Raw genomic sequence first — 23,980 nt, forward strand, 5'->3', positions numbered from 1 at the left:
CGTGGGTGCTTACAGCAGATTTCCCCAACCTCTCTGATAGATGGCCCAGCGACCACCGCCGAAGGCAATCAGCGGCAGGCCAAGCGCCGCGATCAAACCGAGTTCCGCGAAGAGAATGTCGAAATGGGCCGATGCGTCGGAAATTTGGGTGGCATAGCCGATCGACAACACAATCCCCAGCAGCGCCACCACCCGCGAGCGCACCCCGAACAGAAGCCAGATGCTGATCGTCAGCAGCAGCCCGAAAAGGGCGGATTGCGCGAAATGGGGGACATGCGGCAAAAATCCGATTCTGCCGTGCGCCGTGGCAGTCATCGACGGCAGCAAGAGCCCATCAATGGCTTGCATCGCGAAGATCGCCGCCAGAAAGAATCTGCAAGCGAAGAGCGTGGTAGATAGAAGTTGCAACATCTTGACTGCCTCCGGCGACCTTTTTTGTTGAGGCAATTGTTATGCAATCTAAACATTTAAGCCATAAGCAATGTTGCAAAACCGTAATGTGCGGAATTTAAAACATGTCAATTTGATGGCATGGCCTGCCGCAATGCACTGGTCCCGCAATGCACTGGTTAAAGTTCCACTTCCGGATCTTCGGCAATCTTGAACTGGGCCGCCTGAAAGGATTCCAGTATCCATTTGGCAACAGCCTGCACGGACTGATCGGCGCGGCGCGACTGGTGGTAGCCCAGCCAGCACTCCGCGTCGTGGGGTTCGCCTTCGAACGGGACCTCCTCGAATTCATCGCCGTTTGCGGTGGCGACTTCAGGCAGGATGCCGGGCAGGCCGGTGGCGCGCATGATCGCGATCTCATGCTCGAACGAATCGACGCGGAAGGTGGGCTCGACCTTGAACACCTGAAATCCGAGCCGCGATTGCGGCACCTGGTCGAACCGCGGCGTCAGCGAAACCCAGCCCTTGTCCTTGTTGGGGCTGTTGCGCAGGACATAGGGGCGGAACATCATGTTGGCGACGCGGCGCGCGACGATCCGGCCACGCTCGGGCCGTCCGAACTTTATGTAGAGATCGGCGTCACCCAGCCCCTGGCTTTGCACCTTGTCGTCCAGCTCAAGACGAATCTTGGGGTTCTGCTTGAGGAAGGTGCCGGTTTGCACGGCGAGAACCGCCGCGTTGATGAAAGGCGGGGCGGCCACGCGGATATCGATGAAATGATCGGTCTGCCCGTTGGAGAAATTGTTCGTCTCCCGGGCCAGACGGGCCTCGAACTCATCGATCGCGGAAATCAGGCTGACGGCGGCATTGGTCGCTTCCCAGCCGTTGCCGGTCTTGATGAACAGGGGGCTGCCCAGGCGTTCGCTCAGCCGTTCGATACGGCGCGACACGGTGGCCACATTGGTCCCCAGCGCGGTCCCCGCGGCGCTCATCGTCTTGTTGCGGTGCAGCGCCAGGACAAAACGAAGGTCATCCCATTGATCCATGCGGTCAGCCTTTGCGTAGAGGTCGGAATTCCCGAGACATTCCGTCAAAAATTGAAAGTGATTTAAGGGACGCGGGCGGCAAGCCAATGCCGCCCCAACGTCGCGTCATCTGGTCATTCCTCGCCCGACGCATCGCCCGACGCGTCGCCTTCGGGCGCATCGCCGTCGATCGAGGCGTCCAGCTCGGCGACCTCGTCGCCCTGATCGGCGATCCAGGCGACGGAGACGACCTCTTCGGCTTTGGCGGTATCGAAGACCTTCACCCCGCCCGCGCTGCGCGACCGGAAGGAGATCCCCTCGACCGGGCAGCGGATCGACTGGCCGGTGCTGGTTGCCAGCATGATCTGATCGTCCATCTCCACCGGGAAACAGGCGACCAGGGCGCCGCCGCGCATCGCGCGGTCCATCGCCGCGACGCCCTGGCCGCCGCGTCCGCGCACCGGATAGTCGTGGCTGGAGCTCAGCTTGCCCGCGCCCTTGCTGGTGATGGTCAGGATCAGATCCTCGGCCGCCGACATTTCCGCGTATTTTTCCTGGGTGAAGGTTGCGGAGGCTTCGCCTTCGTCCTCATCCTCGGCTTCGGCGTCGTCGGAAAGCCCGGCCACCGCGCGCCGCATCTTGAGATAGGCGACACGGTCCTCGGAACTGGCCTCGAAATGGCGGATCACGGCCATCGACACGACACGGTCGTCGCCCGACAGGCGGATGCCGCGCACCCCGGTGGATTTGCGGCCCTTGAACACCCGCACATCTGTGGTGCGGAACCGGATCGCGCGGCCCTTGGCGGTGACCAGCATGACGTCGTCATCCTGCGATGCGATACGTGCGTTCACCAGTTCCACCCCATCGGGCAGATCCATCGCGATCTTGCCGTTGCGCATGACATTGGTGAAATCCGACAGCGCGTTGCGCCGCACGTCGCCCGCCGTGGTGGCGAAGACGATCTGGAGATCGCCCCAATCGGCCTCGTCCCGGTCGACCGGCATGATCGCGGCGACCGACACGCCCTGGGGGATCGGCAGGATGTTCACGATCGCCTTGCCGCGCGCGGAACGGCCGCCCTGCGGCAGCCGCCAGGTCTTGAGCTTGTAGACCATGCCCGCGGTGGTGAAGACCAGAAGCGGCGTATGCGTATTGGCCACGAACAGCGTGGTGACGACGTCGTCTTCCTTGGTGGCCATGCTGGACAGCCCCTTGCCGCCGCGGCGCTGCGCGCGGAAATCGACAAGCGGCGTGCGCTTGATATAGCCGCCCGAGGTGATCGTGACGACCATGTCCTCCCGCTCGATCAGATCTTCGTCTTCCATGTCGCCGGACCAATCGACGATGTCGGTGCGGCGCGGCACGGCGAAATTGGCCTTCACCTCGTTCAGCTCATCCGAGATGATGCCCATGATCCGTTCGCGGCTGGCCAGGATCTCGAGGTATTCGCGGATCCGTCCGGCCAGTTCGCGCAGCTCGTCGGTGACCTCCTTGACGCCGAGCGCGGTCAGCCGTTGCAGGCGCAGCTCCAGGATGGCACGGGCCTGGGTCTCGGAAAGGTTGTAGGTGCCGTCCTCGTTCATGCGATGCGTGGGATCGTCGATCAGCTGGATGTATTCGGCAATGTCGCGGGCAGGCCAGCGGCGCTCCATCAATTTCCGCCGCGCCTCCGGCGCATCGGCGGAGGAGCGGATCGTCGCGACGATCTCATCGACATTCGACACCGCGACGGCCAGACCGCAAAGCACATGGCTGCGCTCGCGCGCCTTGTTCAGCTCGAACGCGGTGCGCCGCGCCACGACCTCTTCGCGGAAGGAGATGAAGCTGGTCAGGAACCGGCGCAGCGTCAGCTGCTCGGGCCTGCCGCCGTTCAGCGCCAGCATGTTGCAGCCGAAGGACGTCTGCATCGGGGTAAAGCGGAACAGCTGGTTCATCACCACCTCGGCGGTGGCGTCGCGCTTGAGCTCCACCACCACGCGCACGCCGTTGCGATCGGATTCGTCCTGCACGTGGCTGACGCCCTCGATCTTCTTCTCGCGCACCATCTCGGCGATCTTCTCGATCATCGTGGCCTTGTTGACCTGATAGGGGATCTCGTCGACCACCACGGCGTAGCGGTCCTTGCGGATCTCCTCGATGCGGGTCTTGGCGCGGATGATGACCGAACCGCGCCCTTCCAGATAGGCTTTTTTCGCACCGGACCGGCCCAGGATCGTGCCGCCGGTCGGAAAGTCGGGGGCAGGGACGTAATGCATCAGCTCTTCGCTGCTGAGATCGGGGTCGTCGATCAGCGCCAGCGTGGCGTCGATGACCTCGCCCAGGTTGTGCGGCGGGATGTTCGTGGCCATGCCCACGGCGATACCGCCCGCGCCGTTGACCAGCATGTTGGGAAAGCGCGCGGGCAGGACGGTGGGCTCCCTGTCCTTGCCGTCGTAATTGTCCTGAAAATCGACGGTGTCCTTTTCGATGTCGGCGAGCAGCGCGGCGGCGGGCTTGTCCATCCGCACCTCGGTATAGCGCATCGCGGCCGGGTTATCCCCGTCCATCGAGCCGAAGTTGCCCTGACCGTCGAGCAGAGGCAGCGACATGGAAAAATCCTGCGCCATCCGCACCAGCGCGTCATAGATCGCGCTGTCGCCATGCGGGTGGTACTTGCCCATCACGTCGCCCACGGGGCGGGCGGACTTGCGATAGGATTTGTCGTGCGTATTGCCCGTCTCGTGCATCGCGTAGAGGATGCGCCGGTGCACCGGCTTCAACCCGTCGCGCAGGTCGGGGATCGCGCGGCTGACGATCACGCTCATCGCGTAATCGAGATAGGACGACTTCATCTCCTGTGCGATCTCGATCGACGGGCCGGAGAACTGCGGACGTTCCGGCAGCTTGTCTTCTTCGGTCTCAGGGGGTTCGGGCGTGTCGTTCATGGTATGTTTCGCCTGCCGCATTTGGTGCTATATTTAGTTGCCCGAACTATACAGGAACCCGTATATAGGGTGCAATCCCCGCGACAGCCAAAGCGCGAAACCGCCCTGTCAACGGGGTTAACGCATTGTTTTCAAAGCGAAGTAATTATTGCACACCCGCGGGCGCGGCGCCTGTCAGTAAGGGCGCGCGGGCGCGGCGGCGGGTCTGAACGCGGCCGCCAGCCACAGCCCCACCAGCAGCAGCGAAAGAATGGCGTTCCACGACGCCATGGACAGCCCCATGAACTGCCAGGCGATCTCGTCACAGCGCACCAGCGGCGCGTTGAGGATCTTGTCCATCAGATCGTCGGTCGACAAATTTCCGATCGGCGAAGACGTGCAGGTGTCAGGACCCTGCCACCAGCCCTGTTCGACCCCGGCATGATAGAAACCGATGCCCGAGGTGATCGCGGCGGCCGATGCGCCCAGCAACGGCAACAGCCGCCCCGGCACCATCAGCGCCGCGGCACCGATGAAGATCGCAGCCGCATGCGGCCAGCGTTGCCAGAGGCACATCTTGCAGGGTGCCAGCCCGCCTAAATACTGAAACGCGAAGGCACCCGCCAAAAGCAGGACGGACCCCGCCATAGCGATGAGGATAAGCTGGCTGCGTGTCACAGGTATCTCACCAAATAGAAGCTGCCGATCAGCAGGACCATGAAGACAGTAAAGACGATCCCGAGCCGACGTTCCAGAAAATCCCGGATCGGCGCGCCAAAACGCCACAGCAGCGCGGCGACGACGAAGAACCTGAACCCCCGCGCCAATATGCTGGAGACGATGAAAACCGGCAGCGACAGGCCGGTCGATCCCGACAGGATGGTGATGACCTTATAGGGGAAGGGCGTGATCCCCGCGATCAGCACGGCCCAGGCGCCCCATTGATTGTAGCGCACCGAGAAGTCGGCGAAATAATCGGTCTTGCCGTAGAATTCCAGCACCGGCCGACCCACGGAATCGAACAGGGTCGCGCCGATCCAATAGCCCATCATCCCGCCCAGCACCGAGGCCAGCATCGCGACCCCCGCGATCAGCCAGGCGCGCGAGGGGCGCGCCAGCACCATCGGAATGATCAGGATATCGGGGGGGATCGGAAAGACGGAGCTTTCCAGAAAGGCCACGATGGCGAGCGCCCAAAGCGCATATGGCGTGTCGGCCCACCGCAGGGTCCAGTTGTAAAGAGGTCGGATCATGCGGGAACGCTTCGCTTGCTGGTGACTTGAGCCGACATGCACCACGCGCAAGGCCGGAGGTCAAGCACAGTGCACACCGATGACACCGTTGTAATCAGGGAGGATAGCGATGCGCTGGCAGGGACGACGCGGAAGCAGCAATATCGAGGATCGCCGGGGCCGCATCCGCCTGGGCGGCGGCGGGCGCCGCATCGGGCGGGTCGGCGGGGTCGGGGGGCTCGGCGTCGTCGCCGTGGTGGTGATCGGCTATTTCTTCGGCGTCGATCTGACGCCCATCCTGAACCAGGGCGGCGGCATGCCCGTCCAGCAGACCCGCAGCGCGCCGATCAGCGAGGCCGAGCGGCAGGCGGGCCAGTTCGTCTCGGTCACGCTGGCCGATACCGAGGACGTCTGGGCGCGTATCTTCCGCGATCAGCTCGACGCCACCTATCAGCCGGTCACCATGGTGCTGTTTTCGCAGGTCACGCAAAGCCCCTGCGGGGATGCCAGCGGCGCCACCGGGCCGTTCTACTGCCCGATCGACCAGAAGGCCTATCTCGACACCGCGTTCTTCACCACGATGGAACGCCAGCTCGGCGCGGGCGGCGATTTCGCCGCCGCCTATGTGATCGCCCATGAGGTCGCGCATCACGTGCAGGATGAGCTCGGCATCCTGCAAAGGGCCAACGAGGCCAAGGCGAACGTCGGACAGACCCGCGCCAACGCCGTTTCCGTGCGGGTGGAATTGCAGGCCGACTGCCTGTCGGGCGTCTGGGCCAAGGCCGCGGGCCAGCAGTTCAATTCGCTCGAACCCGGCGACATCAAGGAGGCGATGAACGCGGCCAAGCAGATCGGCGACGACACGCTGCAACGCTCCGCCGGTCGCGTGCCCGCGCCGCACACCTTCACGCATGGCACATCCGAGCAGCGGCAAAACTGGTTCGAGCGCGGCTACCGCTCGGGCAGCGTGGCGCAATGCGACACCTTCTCCGCCGCCGAGCTATGAAGCGGGTGGGCGTAACGAGGTCCTCGACGGGGCGGCCACTGACGGGGTGGGAGGGGCCCGCAGGCGGCCCGACCGCGCGCCTGCGGCGATTTTTCACCCGCCCCGTTGACGCCGACGCGACGGTCGGGATAAAGCAACCGCAGATTTGGGAGCGGTGCGTTCACTGGCGCGCCTTCGCCGCATCTGCGCAGGCCCGAGTGGCGGAATGATAGACGCAGGGGATTCAAAATCCCCCGGTGGCAACACCTTGTCGGTTCGAGTCCGACCTCGGGTACCAGCTTGTGCATCAGGCAGAAAGCCGCTGGACAAGCGGCCTGTCGCACACGATTGTTTCAGCCAGACAATTCAAGAGGATCTGATATGGTTGCCCCCGCTGCGCGCCCCTGGCATCTGCCCCTGATTTCGGCACTGGCGATTTTGTTCTACGGCATACTCGCCGCGGTCTATGTGCTGGCAAAGCTGCAAATTCCGGCATTCACCCAGATGTTTTCGCAAAGCCAATTCATGGTGTTCACCGCGTTGCCCCCGGTCGTCGACGGGCTTTGGGCGGTCGGCGTCTGGGGCGGATTGCTGGGGGCCATCCTGCTGTGGATGGAAAGCCGCCGCACCGCACTCGTGCTGGCACTGGCGCTGCTGTGCCTGGTCGTTCTGTTCATCTATCTGCTGACGGTCGCCAACGCGCTTGCGGTCACCAGCTCCACCGGAAACTGGATGATGGCGACGGTCGCGGTGATCGCGCTGGTGGTCTATGTCTATGCGCGGCAGATGCACGCGGCGGGCTACATCCGTTAAGCTTTTCCGCCACGGGCGGGCGCATTCCTCAGGACCGGCGCCATGCGGCCCAGGCCTCGGGGGTGTCCAGATCCACGCGCGCCCGGCCGCCCGGCAGCGTCACCGCGCGTATCTGCCCCGCGTGGCGCCTCAGCAGATCGCGCGCGCCCCGGTCGCCCCGCAGCGCGCGCAGCTCATCGAAAAACGCCGCGTGGAACAGCACGGGATGCCCCGGCTCGCCATCTTCGGTCGCGGCGCGCCAGATGCGCGGCTGCCCCGCGGCGTCGAAGGCCCCCAGCATCGCCGCCATGTCGGCGCGCTCGATCTCGGGCATGTCGCCCAGCACGACCAACACACCCGGAACAGAGGGAGGCAGCGCGCCGACCCCGCGGCGCAGCGAGGCGGCCATCCCTTCCTCGGCGTCCGGCACCGGCACCCGGTGCACCCCCGCCCCCTGCAACGCCGCGCACCGGGCGCGAGCGGCGGGGCCGCTGGCGGGCAGCGTCACCCAGACCCCGGCGCCGGTCGCCCGCGCGCGATCGGCCAGAACGCGCAGCAGCGGCACCCCGCCCAGCGGCTCCAGCAGCTTGTCGCTGCCGCGCATCCGCAGACCGGCACCGGCACCCAGGATCAGCACAGCGGGAAGGGCGTTGTTGGAAACGGGATCGGTCATCGGCCCTCCTATCGCGGCAGCGGCGTGCCCGCTTCGTGTCCGGACGCGCCATAGGCGCGGAACCGTTCCACCATGTTGATGTTGTAGCGCGAAAAGATCCGCGCAGGCAGCCCGCCGCCCCCCACGCCGTGCATCACCTGATTGTCCTCGGGGCCGACCCAGATGCCCGTGGTGATCCCGTCGGAGGTGAAGCCGATGAACCAGGCGTCCCGGTTGCGCTGGCTGGTGCCGGTCTTGCCATAGGCGTCGGCGCCGATGAATTGGGCATTGGCCCCGGTGCCGTCGGTGACCACCAGCCGCAGCAGCGCGCGCATCCGGTCGCGGGTGGGCGCATCGACCACCGGGCCGCGTGCGTCGGGGCTGTTTTGCAGGGCGATCCGCCCCAGCGCCCCCAGCACCGCCAGAACGGTGGTCGGGCGCCGCACGCGCCCGTCGTTGGCCACGGCGCCGAAGGCTGCGACGCTTTGCGCCAATGTGGTTTCCGCCGCGCCCAGCACCACGCTTTGCCCCGGCTCGCGCGCCGCGGTCAGCCCGATGCGCTGTGCCATCTCCGCGACCTTGTCCATGCCGACCTGCTCGGCCAGCCAGACGGTGCAGACGTTGCGCGATTCGCGAAAGCAGCGCGCCAGCGGGATCTGCCCCAGATAGCGCCCGTCGGCGTTGCGCGGCCTGAACCCCTGGATATGCGACTTGGCATCCCACACTGTATCTTCGGCCGACCAGCCGTTTTCCAGCGCCGCCAGATAGGTGGCGAGCTTGGCGGTCGAGGCGGCCTGACGTTCGCCGTTCATAGCGATGTTGAAGGTCGAGCGCGCATAGTTGCGCCCCCCCAGCATTGCGAGCACGAAACCCTCCCGGTCCACGCTGAGCGCGGCGGCGCGATTGGCATTGCTGCCCGGCTCGGTGCGCAGCTCGGCCTCGGTCACGCGTTCGACCTGATATTGCGCGATCGGGTCGATGCTGCTGAGGATGCGATACCAGCCGGGGGTGCGCGCCAGGCCGAGGGCGCGGAATTCGGTCAACAGCTCATCCTCGACGAAGCGGCTGCGTTCCGGGCTGGCCACGGCCTGACGGGGCAGGGCGCGCGCAAGGGCCGCGCGATCTGCCGCATCGTCCTTGGCGGTGCCCGCGTTGCCCATGACCACCAACGCCCGGTCAAGCGCCGCCTGCCGTTTGCGGATCGGATGATAGTAGGACGTGCCTTTCAGCATCCCGACCAGTATCGCCGCTTCATAGCGGTTCAAGCCTGACGGTTCCTTGCCGAAATAGACCCGCGCCGCATCGCGCAGACCATAGACCTGAATGCCGTCCACGGTGCCGAAACTGACCCGGCTCAGATAGAGCCGCAGCACATCATCCTTGGTGTAGAGCCGCTCGACCCTCAGCGCGAACCCGGCCTCCACCAGCTTGCGCAACAGCGTCGGATAGTCGCCGGTGATCGCGGTCTTGACCAGTTGCTGGGTGATCGTGCTGCCGCCGCGCGCACCCCCGCTGGCCACCGCCGCGACGATCGAAATCGGATCGACACCGGGATGATAGTAGAACCGGCTGTCTTCGGTCGCGATCAGCGCGTCATGCACCGTCGCGGGAACCTCGTCGGCGCGCAGCGTCCGGTTGCAGTTGCACGGAAAGCCATCGACCTGATCGGGTGCCGTCACATGGATCAGCATCATCGGGCGCGACAGGGCCGCCTCCAGCGTGCGGTCGTCCAGCTTGTGGACGATCGACCACACGATCGCGCCTTGCACGAGCAGGAAAAGCGCGACCGAGATCCACAGAAATCTGAAGATTTTCCGTATCGCAGATCGCACCTGTCGCGCCTTTCGCCGGGGCGTCCGCCGCCGGGTTGGAGCGTCTCAGCGCTCTGGGATCAGTCCTCGGGGGGAGAACCGCAGTACCAGCAGCAGAACCACCCCCATCGTCAGCAGCCGCACATGCGCGACACTGTCGATCAGATGTTCCTTCAACGGGCTTCCGTCAACCATGCCCGAGGTGATCAACGCCATCGCCCATTGTCCGATGGGTTCCACCTGAACCCACAGGAACCAGATCAGAAAGCCGCCCAGCACCGACCCCCAGTTGTTGCCCGACCCGCCGACGATCACCATCACCCAGACCAGAAAGGTGAACCGCAGCGGCTGATAGGTGCCGGGCGTCAGCTGTCCGTCCAGCGTGGTCATCATCGCGCCCGCGATCCCCAGCACCGCCGATCCCAGCACGAAAACCTGCAAATGCCGCGCGGTGACGTTCTTGCCCATCGCCTCGGCGGCGGTCTCATTGTCGCGGATGGCGCGCATCATCCGCCCCCAGGGCGATTTCAGCGCCAGCTGCGCCATGAGCAGCAGCACGATCAGCACCACGCTGAACAGCAGCCCGTAGCCCAGCTTGACATAAAGCGACGAGGCCGTCGCCGGGTCCAGCCCCAGCTGCGCCGCGCGCGCGGTAAATTCGGCCGAGGATTGCAGGTCGATCTCATAGGGAACCGGGCGGGGCAGGCCGACCACGTTCTTGACGCCGCGGCTCAGCCAATCCTCGTTCTTGAGCATGGCGATGATGATCTCCGCGATGCCCAGCGTGGCGATCGCCAGATAGTCCGAACGCAGCCCCAGCGCGATCTTGCCGATGATCCAGGCCGCACCGGCCGCCAGCACGCCGCCCACCGGCCAGGCCAGGACAATCGGCAGGCCGAGCCCGCCCAGATAGCCGGTGCTGGAGGGGTCGATGCTTTCGATTGCCGCGACGCCCGCGTCAAAGACCCAGCGGAACAGGAAGAATCCCGCCACCAGCAGAACAAGCAGCGCCAGCGTCCGCAGCGTGCCGTGCCGCATGCGCCGCCACAGGGCGACCGCCGCCGCGATCACCCCCGCGCCCAGCGCCAGCCCCGCCAGCACGCGCAGCCCGCCCGCGGCCCAGGCCTCGGTCACGGGCGGCATTCCCACGATGACCGCGGCCAGCCCGCCCAGCGCGACGAACCCCATCACCCCGATGTTGAACAGCCCCGCATAGCCCCATTGCATGTTCACGCCCAGCGCCATGATCGCGCTGACCAGCCCCATGTTGAAGATTCCCAGCGCCACGTTCCAGCTGGAGGTGAACCCGGTCAGCAGGATCAGGCCGAAGACGACGATGAAAAGAGCAACGGTGCGCATCAGACGGATTTCCCCTTGAACAGGCCGGTCGGGCGGAACAGCAGCACGATCACCAGAATGGCGAAGGAGACAGCGAATTTGTAATCGGTCGACAAGAGCTGCACCAGCCCGTCGGGCGCCAGGCTTTCGGGCAGCAGATAGCCCAGAACCTTCTTGAAGGCATAGGTGATCGTGACTTCGGAAAACGCGATGACAAAGCCGCCGACGATGGCGCCCAAGGGGCTGCCCAGCCCGCCCACGATGGCCGAGGCGAAGATCGGCAGCAGCAGCTGGAAATAGACCAGCGGCTTGAAGCTCTTGTCCAGCCCGTAAAGCACGCCCGCCACCGTCGCCAGAACCGCCACGATCAGCCAGGTCACGCTCACCACGCGCTCGGGGTTGATCCCCGACAGAAGCGCCAGATCCTCGTTATCGGAAAAGGCACGCATCGATTTGCCGGTGCGCGTGCGGTTGAGAAACCAGAACAGCGCCGCCACCACGACCACCGCGGTCAGTACGGTGATGCCCTGCGTGGTCTTGATGGTCAGCCCTTCTTGCAGCCCGGTCATTTCCTTGAAATCGCGGGCCGATATGATGAAGCGCGCGCCGTCGGCAAAGCGCTGGTCGTCGGGGCCGATGACCAGCCGCACGATCCCGTTCATGATGAACATCACACCCATCGACACGATCACCAGAATGACCGGCGCCGCCTTGGCCCGCCGGTAGAACCGATAGACCAGCCGATCCGTCCCCAGCAACAGCAGCGCCGTCGCCGCGATCCCCACCGGCAGCGCCAGCAGCGCCGTCGGCAAGACGCCGAAGCCCACGCCCACGGATTGCATCCACCAGGTCACCAGCACGGTGACCATCGTGCCGAAGGCCATCGTGTCGCCATGCGCGAAGTTTGAAAACCGCAGGATGCCGTAGATCAGCGTGACCCCCAGCGCCCCCAGCGCCAGCTGGCTGCCATAGGCCAGGGCGGGCACCACCACGAAATTGGAAAGCGCCACGATGGCGTTGATCGGATCCATCCTCAGCCTCCCAGGAACGTGCGGCGGACTTCGGGATCGGCCAACAAGGACGCCCCGCTGTCGGTATAGGCGTTGGCGCCCTGCACCAGAACATAGCCCTTGTCGGCGATCTCCAGCGCCTGGCGGGCGTTCTGCTCGACCATCAGGATGGAAATGCCGCTGCGCGCCACCTCGATGATGTGGTCGAACAGCTCATCCATCACGATCGGGCTGACGCCCGCGGTGGGCTCGTCGAGCATCAACAGCTGCGGCTGCGTCATCAGCGCGCGCCCCACCGCCACCTGCTGGCGCTGCCCGCCCGACAGCTCTCCGGCCGGCTGGCGGCGCTTGTCGCGCAGGATCGGGAACAGGGTGTAGACCTGTTCCATCGTCGGGCGAATGTCATCGCGGCGCAGGAAGGCGCCCATTTCCAGGTTTTCCTCGACGCTCATCGACGTGAATATGTTGTTGGTCTGCGGCACGAAGGCCATGCCCTTGGCGACCCGGTCCTGCGGGCTGAGCGCGGTGATATCCTCCCCCGCCAGCCGCACCGACCCCTCGCGCAGGTTCAGCATCCCGAACACCGCCTTCATCGCGGTGGATTTGCCCGCACCGTTGGGACCGACGATCACCGCGATCTGGCCCTTTTCCACCGACAGCGTGCAGCCGTGCAGGATATCCGCCCCGCGCCCATAGCCGCCCGTCATCGCCTCACCGATCAGAAAGGGGGCGCTCATCGGGCGGGCTCCTTCTTCTGGTCGTAAAATATCCCCGCCGGAGGCGTCTCCATCCGATCGGAGGATATCTCCGACAATATCTGCGCGGGCAGCATCCCGCCCCGCGCCACGCTCGCCCGTGTTCTCATGCCTTCGCCTTGTTCTCCAGTCCGGTGCCCAGATAGGCCTCGATCACCGCTTCGTTCTGCATGATCTCGTCGGCGCGCCCCTTGGCCAGAACATGCCCCTCGGCCATCACGATCACCGGATCGCACAGCCGGGCGATGAAATCCATGTCATGCTCGATCAGGCAGAAGGTATAGCCGCGCTCGCGGTTCAGCCGCACGATGGCGTCGCCGATGGTGCCCAGCAGCGTGCGGTTCACGCCCGCGCCGACCTCGTCCAGAAAGACGATCTTGGCATCCACCATCATGGTGCGGCCCAGCTCCAGCAGCTTTTTCTGGCCGCCCGACAGGTTGCCCGCCCGTTCGTCGCGCAGATGGTCGATGGTCAGGAATTCCAGCACCTCATCGGCCTTCCTCAACAGCGCGGCTTCTTCACGCGCGATGCGGCCGCGGCCGAACCAGGCGTTCCAAAGCGTCTCTCCGGCCTGCGCGGCGGGCACCATCATCAGATTCTCGCGAACGCTCATCGACGAGAACTCATGCGCGATCTGGAACGTTCGCAGCAGCCCCTTGTGAAACAGCTCATGCGGCGGCAGGCCGGTGATGTCCTCGCCGTCCATGCGCACACGGCCGCTGGTGGGGGCGTGCACGCCCGCGATGACATTGAACAGCGTGCTCTTGCCCGCACCGTTGGGTCCGATCAGCCCGGTGATGGAGCCGGTCTCTATGCGCAGGCTGGCATCATCCACCGCGCGGAAACCGCCGAAGGATTTCACCAGGTTTTCAACTTCGATCATGGGGTGTCCCATCTATGCGAACAGCCCGGAAACTCCGGGCTGTTGCTTGGTGGCTGAGGCGGGCGCGATCAGCGGTAGCCGATCGTGGTGATCTTGCCGTCCTGCACTTCCATGATGCGGTAGCTGCCCGCGGATTCGCCCGGCTCGATCAGTTCGACCGCCGTGGCGCCGACATAATCGATGTCCTTGCCGTCGGCCAAGAGCTTCAGCGCCTTTTCCAGCTCCCCGGGGAAGATCTTTTCCCCCGGTGCGTTGGCGACGTCCATGACCTTGGTCTTGTAGTCCGCCGGGTCCGAGGATTTCGCCGCCTGCATCGCCAGCATGATCAGCGCCGCCGCGTCATAGCTTTCCGGCGTGAAGGGCGAGGTGGTGTCGAAGGCATCGCCCACCAGCGTCTTGAACTTGTCCGCGCCGGGGCTGTCGCTGCCGGGGTTCTGCCCGGCCGAGCCGTCGATCTCCGTGCCGAAGCGCTTGGTCAGCTCATCGCCGATCATGCCGTCGGGGAAGTGGAACGTGTCGAAGGCGCCCGAATCGAGCGCCGCGCGCACGATGCCCGAGCCGCCCTGATCGACATAGCCCGCAACCACCAGCAGCTCGCCCCCGGCCGAGGCCAGCGCGCCCACCTCGGCGGAGTAATCGGCCTTGCCGTCCTCATGCGCGGCGCTGATCGTCACGGTCCCGCCGGCCGCTTCGAACGCGGATTTGAACGAATCGGCCAGACCCTTGCCGTAGTCGTTGTTGGTATAGGTCAGGGCCACCGATTTGACGCCCCGGTCCATCAGCACATCGGCCATCACCTGTCCCTGACGCGCATCCGACGGCGCGGTGCGGAAAAACAGGCCGTTGTCCTCGGCCGTGGTCAGCGCGGGCGAGGTGGAGGAGGGCGAGATCATCGCGATGCCGTTGGGCACCGCCACATTGGCGAGAACCGCGCCGCTGGCACCCGAACAGGCCGCGCCCACGATGCCCTTGACCCCGTCCGAGGTCACGACACGTTCAGCGGCGGCCGTGGCGGCCGCGGAATCGATACAGGTGGTATCGGCGCGCACGCCCGACACCTTGGCGCCATCCAGCAAGGCGCCGGAATCGCTGACTTCCTTCATCGCCATCTCGGCCGAATCGGCCATCGCGCCGGTCAGCGATTCGATGGGACCGGTAAAGCCGAGCACGACGCCCAGCTTGATATCGGCAGTATGCGATTCAGCGTGGGCGCCAGTGGCGACGAGCGCGGATGCGGCGGTCGCGAGCAACAGTTTTTTCATTCAATCCTCCCAGAGAATTCCAAAATCGGTAACGCAGATTAGTGCGCGATTTGCTGAAAGGAAAGCAATCCCTGTCTGCGGAACGAAAACGGAGCGTTCGCAGCTCGGCCCGGTGCGCACCCGAGAGGGGGCGGGCCAGGGGCAGGGTCGGGGGCAGGGTCGGGGGCGGCGTCGGGCGGCGGGGGCAGCGGCGCGGTCGGGTCGAGATCGGGTCGAGGTCGGGGGCAGCCGCATGTGCAACCGGGCGAAAAAATCGCGGTCGGGACCGCAAATGTCGCTTTCGCTACCGAAGTGGCGCAAAACCCTCTAAATGCCCGCGCCGATACCACTATGACGCTAGCAACAGGCAACATCAGGGCTAATGACCATGACCCAAGCATCCTCCGCCGCCCCAACGCGTCGCGCCCGCTCGGGCGGGGGCGCCGCGCGCCGCGCCGAACGCACCGCCGTCAGGATCGAGACCGCCCGCTTCATCGAACGCAACATTCCGAATTTCGAAGTGTTGAACGAAGAGGCGTTGCAGATCATCGAGCATAACGCCGAAACCGTGCTGGAAGAGATCGGCGTCAACTTCGTCGAGAATCCCGCCGCGCTGGCACACTGGCGCGAGGCAGGCGCCGACGTACAGGGCGAACGCGTCCGCATCCCGCGCGGGCTGGCGCGCAAGCTGTGCGCCACCGCGCCCTCGCAGTTCACCCAAGTGGCGCGCAACCCGTCCAAGTCGGTCGAGATCGGCGGGCGCAACCTGGTGCTGGCGCCGGTCTACGGGCCGCCCTTCGTGCGCGACGCCGAAGGCGGGCGCCGCTATGCGACGATGGCCGATTTCGAAAAATTCGTAAAGCTGGGCTATATGTCGAAATGGCTGCACCATTCCGGCGGCACCGTCTGCGAACCCACCGACATCGCGGTCAACAAGCGCCACCTCGACATGCTGTTCGCGCACATGACGCTGAGCGACAAGCCCTTCATGGGTTCGGTGACGGAGCCCAGCCGGGCGCAGGATTCGGTGGACATGTGCAACATCCTGTTCGGCGAGCAGTTCGTGCAGGACAACACGGTCCTGACCTCGCTGATCAACATCAACTCGCCGCTGACCTTCGACGCCACGATGATGGGCGCGCTCGAGGTCTATGCGCGCAACAATCAGGCGGCGATCATCTCGCCCTTCATCGTGGGCGGCGCGATGGCGCCCGTCACGGTGGCCGGCACGCTGACCCAGGTGCTGGCCGAGGTGCTGGCGGGTGTCGCCTACAGCCAGCTGGTGCGCCAGGGCGCGCCGGTGATCTTCGGCGCCTTCGTCACCTCGATCGACATGAATTCCGGCGCGCCCACCTTCGGCACGCCCGAAGCCAGCCACATCACCTACGGCGCGGGTCAGCTTGCGCGGCGGCTGGGGCTGCCCTACCGCTCGGCGGGATCGTTCTGCGGCTCCAAGCTGCCCGACGCCCAGGCCGCCTATGAGACGGCGAATTCGCTGAACATGGGGCTCTTGTCGGGGGTGAACTTCATGCTGCACGCCTGCGGCTGGCTCGAGGGCGGGCTGGTGGCCTCCTTCGAGAAATTCGTGATGGATGCCGACCAGCTGGGCGCGCTGCACAGCTTTGCCAAGGGTGTCTTCATGGACGACAACGGTCAGGCGATGGACGCGATCCGCGAGGTCGGGCCGGGCGGGCACTATCTGGGCTGCGCCCATACCCAGGCCAATTTCAAGGAAGCGTTCTGGCGCAGCGACCTGCTGGACTACAAGCCCTATGAAACCTGGGCCGACCAGGGCAGCCGCGACACCCAGGAACTGGCGGGCGCGCGCGTCAAGAAGCTGCTGGGCGATTATCAGCAGCCGCAGATGGATCCCGCCGTACGCGAGGCGCTGCTCGCCTTTGTCGAGCAGAAAAAGCATTCCATGCCGGATGCCTTTGCCTGACCTTCCCCCGGCGATGCCCCCTCGCTGAACCCCTCCGCCCCGCGCCCGTCCGCCGTCTCAGGCGGCGGGCCGGGACCTGATCAGCCGCGCCTCGGCGATCATCGCGACCAGCGCCTCGATGTGCTGGCAGGCGTTATAGGCCGCGTCGCCCGACACCCGGCTTTCCTCCAGAGCTTCCTCCAGCACGATCAGCCGCTCCAGCATGCGCAGCGGCGACAGCAGCCTGTCCTGTCGCAGCACCCGTTTCAGATCCCTCTCGCGGTTGTATTCGCGCATTGCAATACGCACGGCGCGCATCAGCAGGCGGGGACGACGGATCTGGGACAGCAATTGTGCGGCTTCGCTCATGGAAACACCTCCTGAAGATTGGATATCGCAGTCATAACCGCGCTTTGCCGGGTGTTGCGCGGGGAGGGTTTTGCGAGAACGGTGGTTTAACCATTGTTTAAAAAATCGAAACAATTTGCTTAATTTTCGCTTATTTTAACCAAAGTGTAACCAATCCAACTCAACCTCGATGGGCCATTGCAGTCGGGGGGGCCGAATGGTTGTCACAGCCACAGACCTGAATTCCAGTTGCTTGCCGGACTGGGTGCCGCCGGATGCACGAATTTATCTCGCGCATACGGAATCCGGTCGCTCGATCCGGTCCCTGGCACGCGACAGGGGGTGTCATGCCTCCACGGTGCTGCGCCTCGTGCGCCGGGTGGAAATGCGCCGCGACGATCCGCTGATCGACGCGGTCCTAAAGGTCCTGGGCACCAGCATTTCGGCACCGCGACCGCAGATCTCAACGAAGGAAAAGCGATCCATGAACGCACCGCTACGCCAACACGCCTGCATCGATGACAGCCTGATCGAGAAGGAAGCGCGCCGCATCCTGCGCCGGATGTGCGAAACCGACGCGACGCTGGTGGTGTCGGACCTGATGCCCAGGGCCGCCGTCCTGCGCTGCAACAAGGGGCAGCAGCCGACCCGCACCGCGGTGGTCGAGCGCAAACTGGCGCAGGCCTTTGCGCTGAAGGAATGGATCGCCTGCGTCGAGACGGGAAAGATCGCGCGCTATGAGATCACGCCGCTGGGCCGCGCCGCGCTGAAACGGATGATCGCGCGCCAGCCGCCGGGCGCGGAACCGACGCTGGGCCAGGCGGAGGAGCGCAACATCTTCGGCGATCAGCACCGCGATTTCACCGCCGGGCCGCAGATCGCGCAGGCACGCCGCCCCGGTGCGGACGGGGCCGCGCCCGCGCGTGAAAAACCTCGCCAACGCTACAACCTGGCGGAATCGCCGCTGGGCGTGTTGTCGCGGCGGCGCGACCCAAAGACCGGCGCGGCCTTCCTGTCGGCGGAGCTGGTCCAGGCGGGCGAGCGGCTGCGCGAGGATTTCGAGCTGGCCCAGATGGGCGCGCGCATCACCCAGAACTGGGACAAGTTCATGACCGCCGGCTGCGGCGGCGGGCTGGGGGCGGGCGACGGCGGCATCTGCGAAGGCCCCGCCGCCGCGCGCAAACGCGTCAGCGACGCGCTGGCCGATCTGGGGCCGGGACTGGGCGACATCCTGCTGCGCTGCTGCTGCTTTCTCGAAGGGCTGGAGGCCGCCGAAAAGCGCATGGGCTGGTCCGCCCGCTCGGGCAAGATCGTGCTGCGCATCGCGTTGCAGCAACTGGCCCAGCACTACGCGACCCTGTCGGCGGAAAGGCCGCGCCTGATCGGGTAGGGCGGTGTGAAGGAGAAGGGGGCCGCGCCGGCCGGGGGCGAACCTTTTGTATATTATTAGGGTCACCCAAACAAAAAAACGCCCCCGCAGATCCCCGCGAGGGCGTTTTTCTTCAGCTCATCGTGTCCGCAGCTTACTCCGCGGCGGCGTGGCCGGTGCTCAGGCTGGCGTTGTCGCCTTCGGCCTTTTTCAGCGCGGCGCGCACGCCGTTGCCGTAATCGGCGTGGACCTTGTCGAAATGCGCCAGCTGGCGGTCGACGATTTCCTGCGGAACGCCCTGCATCGCGGCGGCGATGTTGGCGTAAAGGCGGTTGCGCTCACCCTCGTCGAACAGCGCGAACAGCGCGGCGGGCTGGGTGTAGTGATCCGAGGTGCCGCGGAAATCATAGCGGTCGACGTCGCCCGCGTAGCGGTGCGGCGGCTCGGCCACCGAAGGATCCTCGACCGGGCCGTCAAAGCTGTTGGGCTCGTAATAGGCGTCGGGGTTGGTTTTCAGGCCAAAGGGCATGGTGCCGTCGCGGTGGTAATGCGCGACGGGGCACTTGGGCTTGTTGACCTCCAGCATGTCGTAATGCGTGCCGATCCGGTAACGGTGCGCGTCGGGATAGCTGAACAGCCGGCCCTGGAGCATCTTGTCGGGCGAGAATCCGATGCCCGGCACCACGTTGGACGGGTTGAAGGCCGATTGCTCGATCTCGGCGAAATAGTTTTCCGGGTTGCGGTTCAGCTCCATCTCGCCGACCTCGATCAGCGGGTAATCGCCATGCGGCCAGACCTTGGTGAGATCGAAGGGGTTGTGGCCCAGCTTGTCCTCTTCGCCCTCGGGCATGACCTGGATGTACATCGTCCACTTCGGGCCACGGCCTTCCTCGATCATGCCATAGAGCGCTTCCTGATAGCTTTCGCGCGACTTGGCGATGACCTGGCTGGCCTCGTCGTTGGTGAAATGCGCGTGGCCCTGCTGGGTCTTGAAGTGGAACTTGACCCAGAACCGCTCGCCCTTGTCGTTCCACAGGCTGAAGGTGTGGCTGCCGTAGCCGTTCATCCGGCTGGGATCGGTGGGGATGCCGCGGTCGGACATCAGGATCGTCACCTGATGCAGGCTTTCGGGGCAGAGCGACCAGAAATCCCACATCGCCGTGGCCGAGCGCAGGTTGGTGCGCGGGTGGCGTTTCTGGGTGTGGATGAAATCGGGAAACTTGTAGGGGTCGGCGACGAAGAAGACGGGCGTGTTGTTGCCCACCAGATCCCAGTTGCCCTCGGAGGTGTAGAACTTCAGCGCAAAGCCGCGCACGTCGCGCTCGGCGTCGGCGGCACCCTGTTCGCCCGCCACGGTGGAAAACCGCGCCAGCATCTCGGTCTGCGTGCCCTTCTGGAACACGGCCGCGCGGGTATATCTGCTGATGTCCTGCGTGACGCGCAGCGTGCCATAGGCGCCCCAGCCCTTGGCGTGGACCACACGCTCGGGGATCCGCTCGCGGTTCTGGTGGGCCAGCTTTTCGATCAGCTGGTAGTCTTCCATCAAGACGGGGCCGCGGGGGCCCACGGTCTTGGAATTCTGGTTGTCGGCAACGGGCGCGCCGGCGGATGTCGTCAAACGGGGTCTGTCAGCCATCGAATCCTCCAAAGGTATTTCGAGCGGCAAGATGGATCGGCGCGGCGGAAAAGTGAAATTGTCTTTCGTTCTTGTTCTGATAGATTTTGGTTATGAATATAACGGTTAAACAATTGCGTGCGCTTATCGCACTGGCGGAGACGCAGAATTTCGGGCGCGCGGCCGCGCGGGTCCATGTCAGCCAGCCCGCGCTGTCGGTGCAGATCCGCGACCTGGAGCGTCAGCTGGGCGCTTCGCTGGTCGAACGCCAGCCCCGCCGTGCGCTTCTGACGCCCCTGGGCCATGAGGTGCTGGCCCGGGCGCGGCGCATCATGCAGGACCTTGCCTCGATCGAGGCCACGGCGCGCCGGTCGGCAGGGCTTGCGGGGCGTCTGACGCTGGGGGTGATCCCCACGGTCGCGCCCTATCTGCTGCCGCTGGCGCTGCCGCAGCTGCGCGCGGCCAACCTGTCGCTCGATCTGCGGCTGCGCGAGGCGATGACCGACGCGCTGCTGGACGATCTGGCGCAGGGGCGGCTCGACGCGGCGATCGTGGCGCTGCCGCTGGCGCAGCCGGGGTTCGACCGGATCGCGCTTTTCGACGATCGGTTCGTGCTGGCGACATCGCCGCAGCAGGCGCGTGCGTTCGGCCACCGCGCGCCGCCGACGCGCCCCGCCGATCTGGATCTCGACCGGCTGCTGCTGCTGGACGAGGGCCATTGCCTCGCCGATCAGGCGCTTGAGGTGTGCAGCCTGGAACGCCCGGACCGGCGGCTGGATCTGGGCGCGTCGTCGCTGGCGACGTTGTGCCGTCTCGTGGCGGGCGGCTTCGGCATGACGCTGTTGCCCGAGATCGCCTGCCGGACCGAGACCGCGGCCGCGCCCGGGCTGCGCCTGACCCGCTTTGCAGACCCGCAGCCCCAGCGCACCGTCGGTCTGGTCTGGCGCGCGGGCGGGCCGCGGCCCGACTGGATCGACGCGCTGGCCGCGATCCTGCGCGCGGCGGGACGGAGATTGCTGGCCGAGCAGCCTGTGGCGGCCGGTGCCTCCGGCGGGGATATTTCGGACCAGAAGAAGGCCTGAGCCCTAATCGTGGTGATGGCGCGCGGCCTTGGCTCCGCGTTCGCGGTAGGGGGTCGTGTCGTAATGCGCGCGGTAGCATTTGGAGAAATGCGAGGGCGATGCGAAACCGCAGGCGAGCGCGACGTTGATGACGCTCATGTCCGTCTGCATCAGCAGGTTGCGCGCGCGTTGCAGGCGTATTTCCATGTAGTAGCGTTTCGGGCTGCGGCTGAGGTAGCGGCGGAACAGCCGTTCCAGCTGCCGGGTCGACATGCCGACGTCGCGCGCCAGACAGGCCGGGCTGATCGGTTCCTCGATGTTCTTTTCCATCATCTGGATCACCGTCGACAATTTGGGGTGGCGCACCCCGATGCGGGTCGGGATCGACAGCCGCTGGGTGTCCTGATCGGTACGGATCGACGAATAGATCAACTGATCGGCGACGCAGCTTGCCAGATCCTCGCCGTGATCCTCGGCGATGAGCTTCAGCATCAGGTCGATCGACGAGGTGCCCCCCGCGGTCGTGTAGCGGTTGCCATCCATCACGAAGACCGATTTCGTCAGCTCGACGTCCTCGAATTCCTCGAGAAAGCTGTCCTGGTTTTCCCAGTGGATGGTGGCGCGCCGCCCGTCCAGCAGCCCGGCCCGCGCCAGGGTATAGCCGGCCGTGCACAGACCGCCGATGGTGGCGCCGCGGCGGGCTTCGCGCCGGATCCAGTTGACCAGACGCTTGGTCGAGGCCTCCTGCACGTTCAGGCCGCCGCACAGCAGCACCATGTCGTCGCGGCCCACATCCTCCAGATCGCCGTTCAACCTGAATTCGGTCCCGGCGGAACATTGCACGACATCGCCGCCTTCGCCGATCAGGGTCCAGCTGTAAAGCTGGCCGCCCGCCATGCGGTTGGCGATGCGCAGCGGCTCCAGCGCGCAGGAAAAGGAGAGAAGCGTGAAATTGGGCAGCAGCACGAAGACGAACCTCTTCGGTTTCCGGCCGGTGCGTTCAACCCGAGCTGTGGTAGGAGCCGTCGCCATGATCGCGCACCTTGCTGACTGTTACCGGGCACGCATACATACTCGGCCCCGCGCCGCAAGTGCCGATTGCACCGCGCCGCGCGCCGCGGCCCGCGGCGGCGCGGGATTATCCACTGGCATCACGGGGGCGCAGCGCCTATACCCGGGCCTGCTATCGCTAACCGAGCTGGAGCCGTGACATGACAGGGGCCTGGAACAAATCCGACTGGCGCAAGAAACCGCGCGTGCAGATGCCGGACTATACCGACGATGCCGCGCTGAAGGCGGTCGAGGCGAAACTGGCGAAATATCCCCCGCTGGTGTTCGCGGGCGAGGCGCGCAAGCTCAAGCGGGCGCTGGGCGACGTGTCGCGCGGCAATGCGTTCCTGTTGCAGGGCGGCGATTGCGCCGAAAGCTTTTCGCAATTCGACGCCGACAGCATCCGCGACACCTTCAAGGTGATGTTGCAGATGGCGATGGTGCTGACCTATGCCGCCAAGACGCCGGTGGTGAAGGTAGGGCGCCTGGCGGGTCAGTTCGCCAAGCCGCGCTCCGCACCGACCGAGATGGTCAACGGGCAGGAGCTGCCCAGCTATCGCGGTGACATCATCAACGACATCGCCCCCACGCCGGAGGCGCGCAGCCCCGATCCGCAGCGCATGTTGCAGGCCTACACCCAGGCGGCGGCTTCGCTGAACCTGGTGCGCGCCTTCAGCCAGGGCGGCTATGCCGACGTGCATCAGGTGCACGCCTGGACGCTGGGCTTCACCGAACAGGATGAGGCGGAGAAATACCGCGATCTGGCGAACCGGATCTCCGACACGCTGGATTTCATGGCGGCCGCCGGCGTCAATCAGGATACCGCCCACACATTGCAATCGGTCGATTTCTACACCAGCCACGAAGCGCTGCTGCTGGAATACGAAGAGGCGCTGGCGCGCATCGATTCGACCACGGGCCTGCCGGTTGTGGGCTCGGGTCACATGATCTGGATCGGTGACCGCACCCGGCAGCCGGACGGGGCGCATGTCGAATTCTGCCGCGGCGTCCAGAACCCGCTGGGCCTGAAGTGCGGTCCCTCGATGAGCACGGACGACCTGAAATCGCTGATGGCCAAGCTGAACCCCGAAAACGAGGCCGGCCGCCTGACGCTGATCGCGCGTTTCGGGGCGGGGACGGTGGCCGACAAGCTGCCGCATCTGGTCCAGGCCGTGCGCGAAGAGGGCGCCAACGTCGTCTGGTCCTGCGATCCGATGCATGGCAACACGATCAAGTCGGCCAATGGCTACAAGACGCGCCCCTTCGATTCGGTGCTGCGCGAGGTCCAGGAATTCTTCGCCATCCACAAATCCGAGGGCACGATCCCCGGCGGTGTGCATTTCGAGATGACGGGCGCGGATGTGACCGAATGCACCGGCGGCGTGCGGGCGGTAACCGAAGAGAATCTGTCGGATCGCTATCACACCGCCTGCGATCCGCGTCTCAACGCCAGTCAGGCGCTGGAGCTGGCCTTCCTCGTCGCCGAGGAGCTTTCCAACCAGCCCGGCAGGCGGAGCGAAGCGAGCGCCATGTGAAACCGGGCGGCGGTGCGGTGATATCGCACGGCCGCTTCGGTGTGACGCCTTTCCATGGTCC

The 23,980-nt window shown here is 65.4% G+C and carries 21 protein-coding genes and 1 tRNA gene; 7 read left to right on the forward strand and 15 right to left on the reverse strand.

The window, feature by feature from the left end:
• Positions 1–9 precede the first annotated feature (9 nt).
• The 5 genes from ACU0BR_RS03110 to ACU0BR_RS03130 form a co-directional block, all read right to left on the reverse strand.
• A complete protein-coding gene (locus ACU0BR_RS03110; RefSeq protein ID WP_446155383.1) occupies positions 10–411 on the reverse strand; it encodes a hypothetical protein in 402 nt (133 codons plus the stop codon).
• Between the two features lie 158 nt (positions 412–569).
• Entirely contained in the window at positions 570–1,436 is an 867-nt protein-coding gene (locus ACU0BR_RS03115) for a LysR family transcriptional regulator (protein WP_446155384.1), read from the reverse strand.
• A 113-nt stretch (positions 1,437–1,549) separates the two neighbouring features.
• The gene (gene gyrA, locus ACU0BR_RS03120) at positions 1,550–4,342 is read right to left on the reverse strand and encodes a DNA gyrase subunit A (RefSeq protein WP_446155385.1); all 2,793 of its coding nucleotides are present in this window, start codon (positions 4,340–4,342) and stop codon (positions 1,550–1,552) included.
• 174 nt (positions 4,343–4,516) lie between these two features.
• On the reverse strand, positions 4,517–4,999 hold the full coding sequence (locus ACU0BR_RS03125; RefSeq protein WP_446155386.1) for a disulfide bond formation protein B: 483 nt from the start codon (positions 4,997–4,999) through the stop codon (positions 4,517–4,519).
• The gene (locus ACU0BR_RS03130; RefSeq protein ID WP_446155387.1) at positions 4,996–5,574 is read right to left on the reverse strand and encodes a YqaA family protein; all 579 of its coding nucleotides are present in this window, start codon (positions 5,572–5,574) and stop codon (positions 4,996–4,998) included. The genes ACU0BR_RS03125 and ACU0BR_RS03130 overlap by 4 nt, the downstream gene beginning before the upstream one ends.
• A gap of 109 nt (positions 5,575–5,683) precedes the next feature.
• On the opposite strand from ACU0BR_RS03130, the gene ypfJ reads away from it, so the two are divergent.
• The 3 genes from ypfJ (at position 5,684) to ACU0BR_RS03145 (ending at position 7,351) form a co-directional block, all read left to right on the forward strand.
• Entirely contained in the window at positions 5,684–6,559 is an 876-nt protein-coding gene (ypfJ, locus tag ACU0BR_RS03135) for a KPN_02809 family neutral zinc metallopeptidase (RefSeq protein WP_446155388.1), read from the forward strand.
• Positions 6,560–6,750: 191 nt separating this feature from the next.
• A tRNA-Leu gene (locus tag ACU0BR_RS03140) sits at positions 6,751–6,836 on the forward strand.
• 83 nt (positions 6,837–6,919) lie between these two features.
• A complete protein-coding gene (locus ACU0BR_RS03145) occupies positions 6,920–7,351 on the forward strand; it encodes a hypothetical protein (RefSeq protein WP_446155389.1) in 432 nt (143 codons plus the stop codon).
• A gap of 28 nt (positions 7,352–7,379) precedes the next feature.
• Here the strand turns inward: ACU0BR_RS03145 and ACU0BR_RS03150 are convergent, their stop codons facing one another.
• The 7 genes from ACU0BR_RS03150 to ACU0BR_RS03180 all read right to left on the reverse strand — a co-directional run bounded on the left by ACU0BR_RS03150 (position 7,380) and on the right by ACU0BR_RS03180 (position 15,041).
• On the reverse strand, positions 7,380–8,003 hold the full coding sequence (locus tag ACU0BR_RS03150; protein ID WP_446155390.1) for a nucleotidyltransferase family protein: 624 nt from the start codon (positions 8,001–8,003) through the stop codon (positions 7,380–7,382).
• Between the two features lie 8 nt (positions 8,004–8,011).
• On the reverse strand, positions 8,012–9,814 hold the full coding sequence (locus tag ACU0BR_RS03155) for a transglycosylase domain-containing protein (RefSeq protein ID WP_446155391.1): 1,803 nt from the start codon (positions 9,812–9,814) through the stop codon (positions 8,012–8,014).
• A 45-nt stretch (positions 9,815–9,859) separates the two neighbouring features.
• Positions 9,860–11,152 carry a branched-chain amino acid ABC transporter permease gene (locus tag ACU0BR_RS03160; RefSeq protein ID WP_446155392.1) on the reverse strand — a complete coding sequence of 431 codons (1,293 nt, stop codon included), beginning with the start codon at positions 11,150–11,152 and terminating at the stop codon, positions 9,860–9,862.
• Positions 11,152–12,162, reverse strand: a complete 1,011-nt coding sequence (locus ACU0BR_RS03165; protein WP_446155393.1) for a branched-chain amino acid ABC transporter permease — start codon at positions 12,160–12,162, stop codon at positions 11,152–11,154. The genes ACU0BR_RS03160 and ACU0BR_RS03165 overlap by 1 nt, the downstream gene beginning before the upstream one ends.
• Before the next feature lie 2 nt (positions 12,163–12,164).
• Positions 12,165–12,878, reverse strand: a complete 714-nt coding sequence (locus ACU0BR_RS03170) for an ABC transporter ATP-binding protein (protein ID WP_446155394.1) — start codon at positions 12,876–12,878, stop codon at positions 12,165–12,167.
• Positions 12,879–13,002: 124 nt separating this feature from the next.
• On the reverse strand, positions 13,003–13,779 hold the full coding sequence (locus ACU0BR_RS03175) for an ABC transporter ATP-binding protein (protein WP_446155395.1): 777 nt from the start codon (positions 13,777–13,779) through the stop codon (positions 13,003–13,005).
• Between the two features lie 68 nt (positions 13,780–13,847).
• Positions 13,848–15,041 (reverse strand): ABC transporter substrate-binding protein, encoded by a 1,194-nt coding sequence (locus ACU0BR_RS03180; RefSeq protein WP_446155396.1) that lies wholly within the window; start codon positions 15,039–15,041, stop codon positions 13,848–13,850.
• Positions 15,042–15,408: 367 nt separating this feature from the next.
• Here ACU0BR_RS03180 and ACU0BR_RS03185 point away from each other — a divergent pair, with 367 nt between their 5' ends.
• Entirely contained in the window at positions 15,409–16,962 is a 1,554-nt protein-coding gene (locus ACU0BR_RS03185) for a trimethylamine methyltransferase family protein (RefSeq protein WP_446155397.1), read from the forward strand.
• 57 nt (positions 16,963–17,019) lie between these two features.
• Here the strand turns inward: ACU0BR_RS03185 and ACU0BR_RS03190 are convergent, their stop codons facing one another.
• Positions 17,020–17,310 (reverse strand): DUF6477 family protein, encoded by a 291-nt coding sequence (locus tag ACU0BR_RS03190; RefSeq protein WP_446155398.1) that lies wholly within the window; start codon positions 17,308–17,310, stop codon positions 17,020–17,022.
• Positions 17,311–17,773: 463 nt separating this feature from the next.
• Between ACU0BR_RS03190 and ACU0BR_RS03195 the strand changes: the two genes are divergently transcribed.
• A complete protein-coding gene (locus ACU0BR_RS03195) occupies positions 17,774–18,679 on the forward strand; it encodes a DUF6456 domain-containing protein (protein ID WP_446155399.1) in 906 nt (301 codons plus the stop codon).
• Between the two features lie 133 nt (positions 18,680–18,812).
• On the opposite strand, the gene ACU0BR_RS03200 is transcribed toward ACU0BR_RS03195, so the two are convergent.
• Entirely contained in the window at positions 18,813–20,294 is a 1,482-nt protein-coding gene (locus ACU0BR_RS03200; RefSeq protein WP_446155400.1) for a catalase, read from the reverse strand.
• Positions 20,295–20,386: 92 nt separating this feature from the next.
• On the opposite strand from ACU0BR_RS03200, the gene ACU0BR_RS03205 reads away from it, so the two are divergent.
• On the forward strand, positions 20,387–21,355 hold the full coding sequence (locus tag ACU0BR_RS03205; protein ID WP_446155401.1) for a LysR substrate-binding domain-containing protein: 969 nt from the start codon (positions 20,387–20,389) through the stop codon (positions 21,353–21,355).
• Between the two features lie 3 nt (positions 21,356–21,358).
• On the opposite strand, the gene ACU0BR_RS03210 is transcribed toward ACU0BR_RS03205, so the two are convergent.
• A complete protein-coding gene (locus tag ACU0BR_RS03210; protein WP_446155402.1) occupies positions 21,359–22,366 on the reverse strand; it encodes a GlxA family transcriptional regulator in 1,008 nt (335 codons plus the stop codon).
• A 179-nt stretch (positions 22,367–22,545) separates the two neighbouring features.
• On the opposite strand from ACU0BR_RS03210, the gene ACU0BR_RS03215 reads away from it, so the two are divergent.
• Positions 22,546–23,919 carry a class II 3-deoxy-7-phosphoheptulonate synthase gene (locus tag ACU0BR_RS03215; RefSeq protein WP_446155403.1) on the forward strand — a complete coding sequence of 458 codons (1,374 nt, stop codon included), beginning with the start codon at positions 22,546–22,548 and terminating at the stop codon, positions 23,917–23,919.
• Positions 23,920–23,980 lie beyond the last annotated feature (61 nt).

Source organism: Brevirhabdus sp., assembly GCF_052826345.1.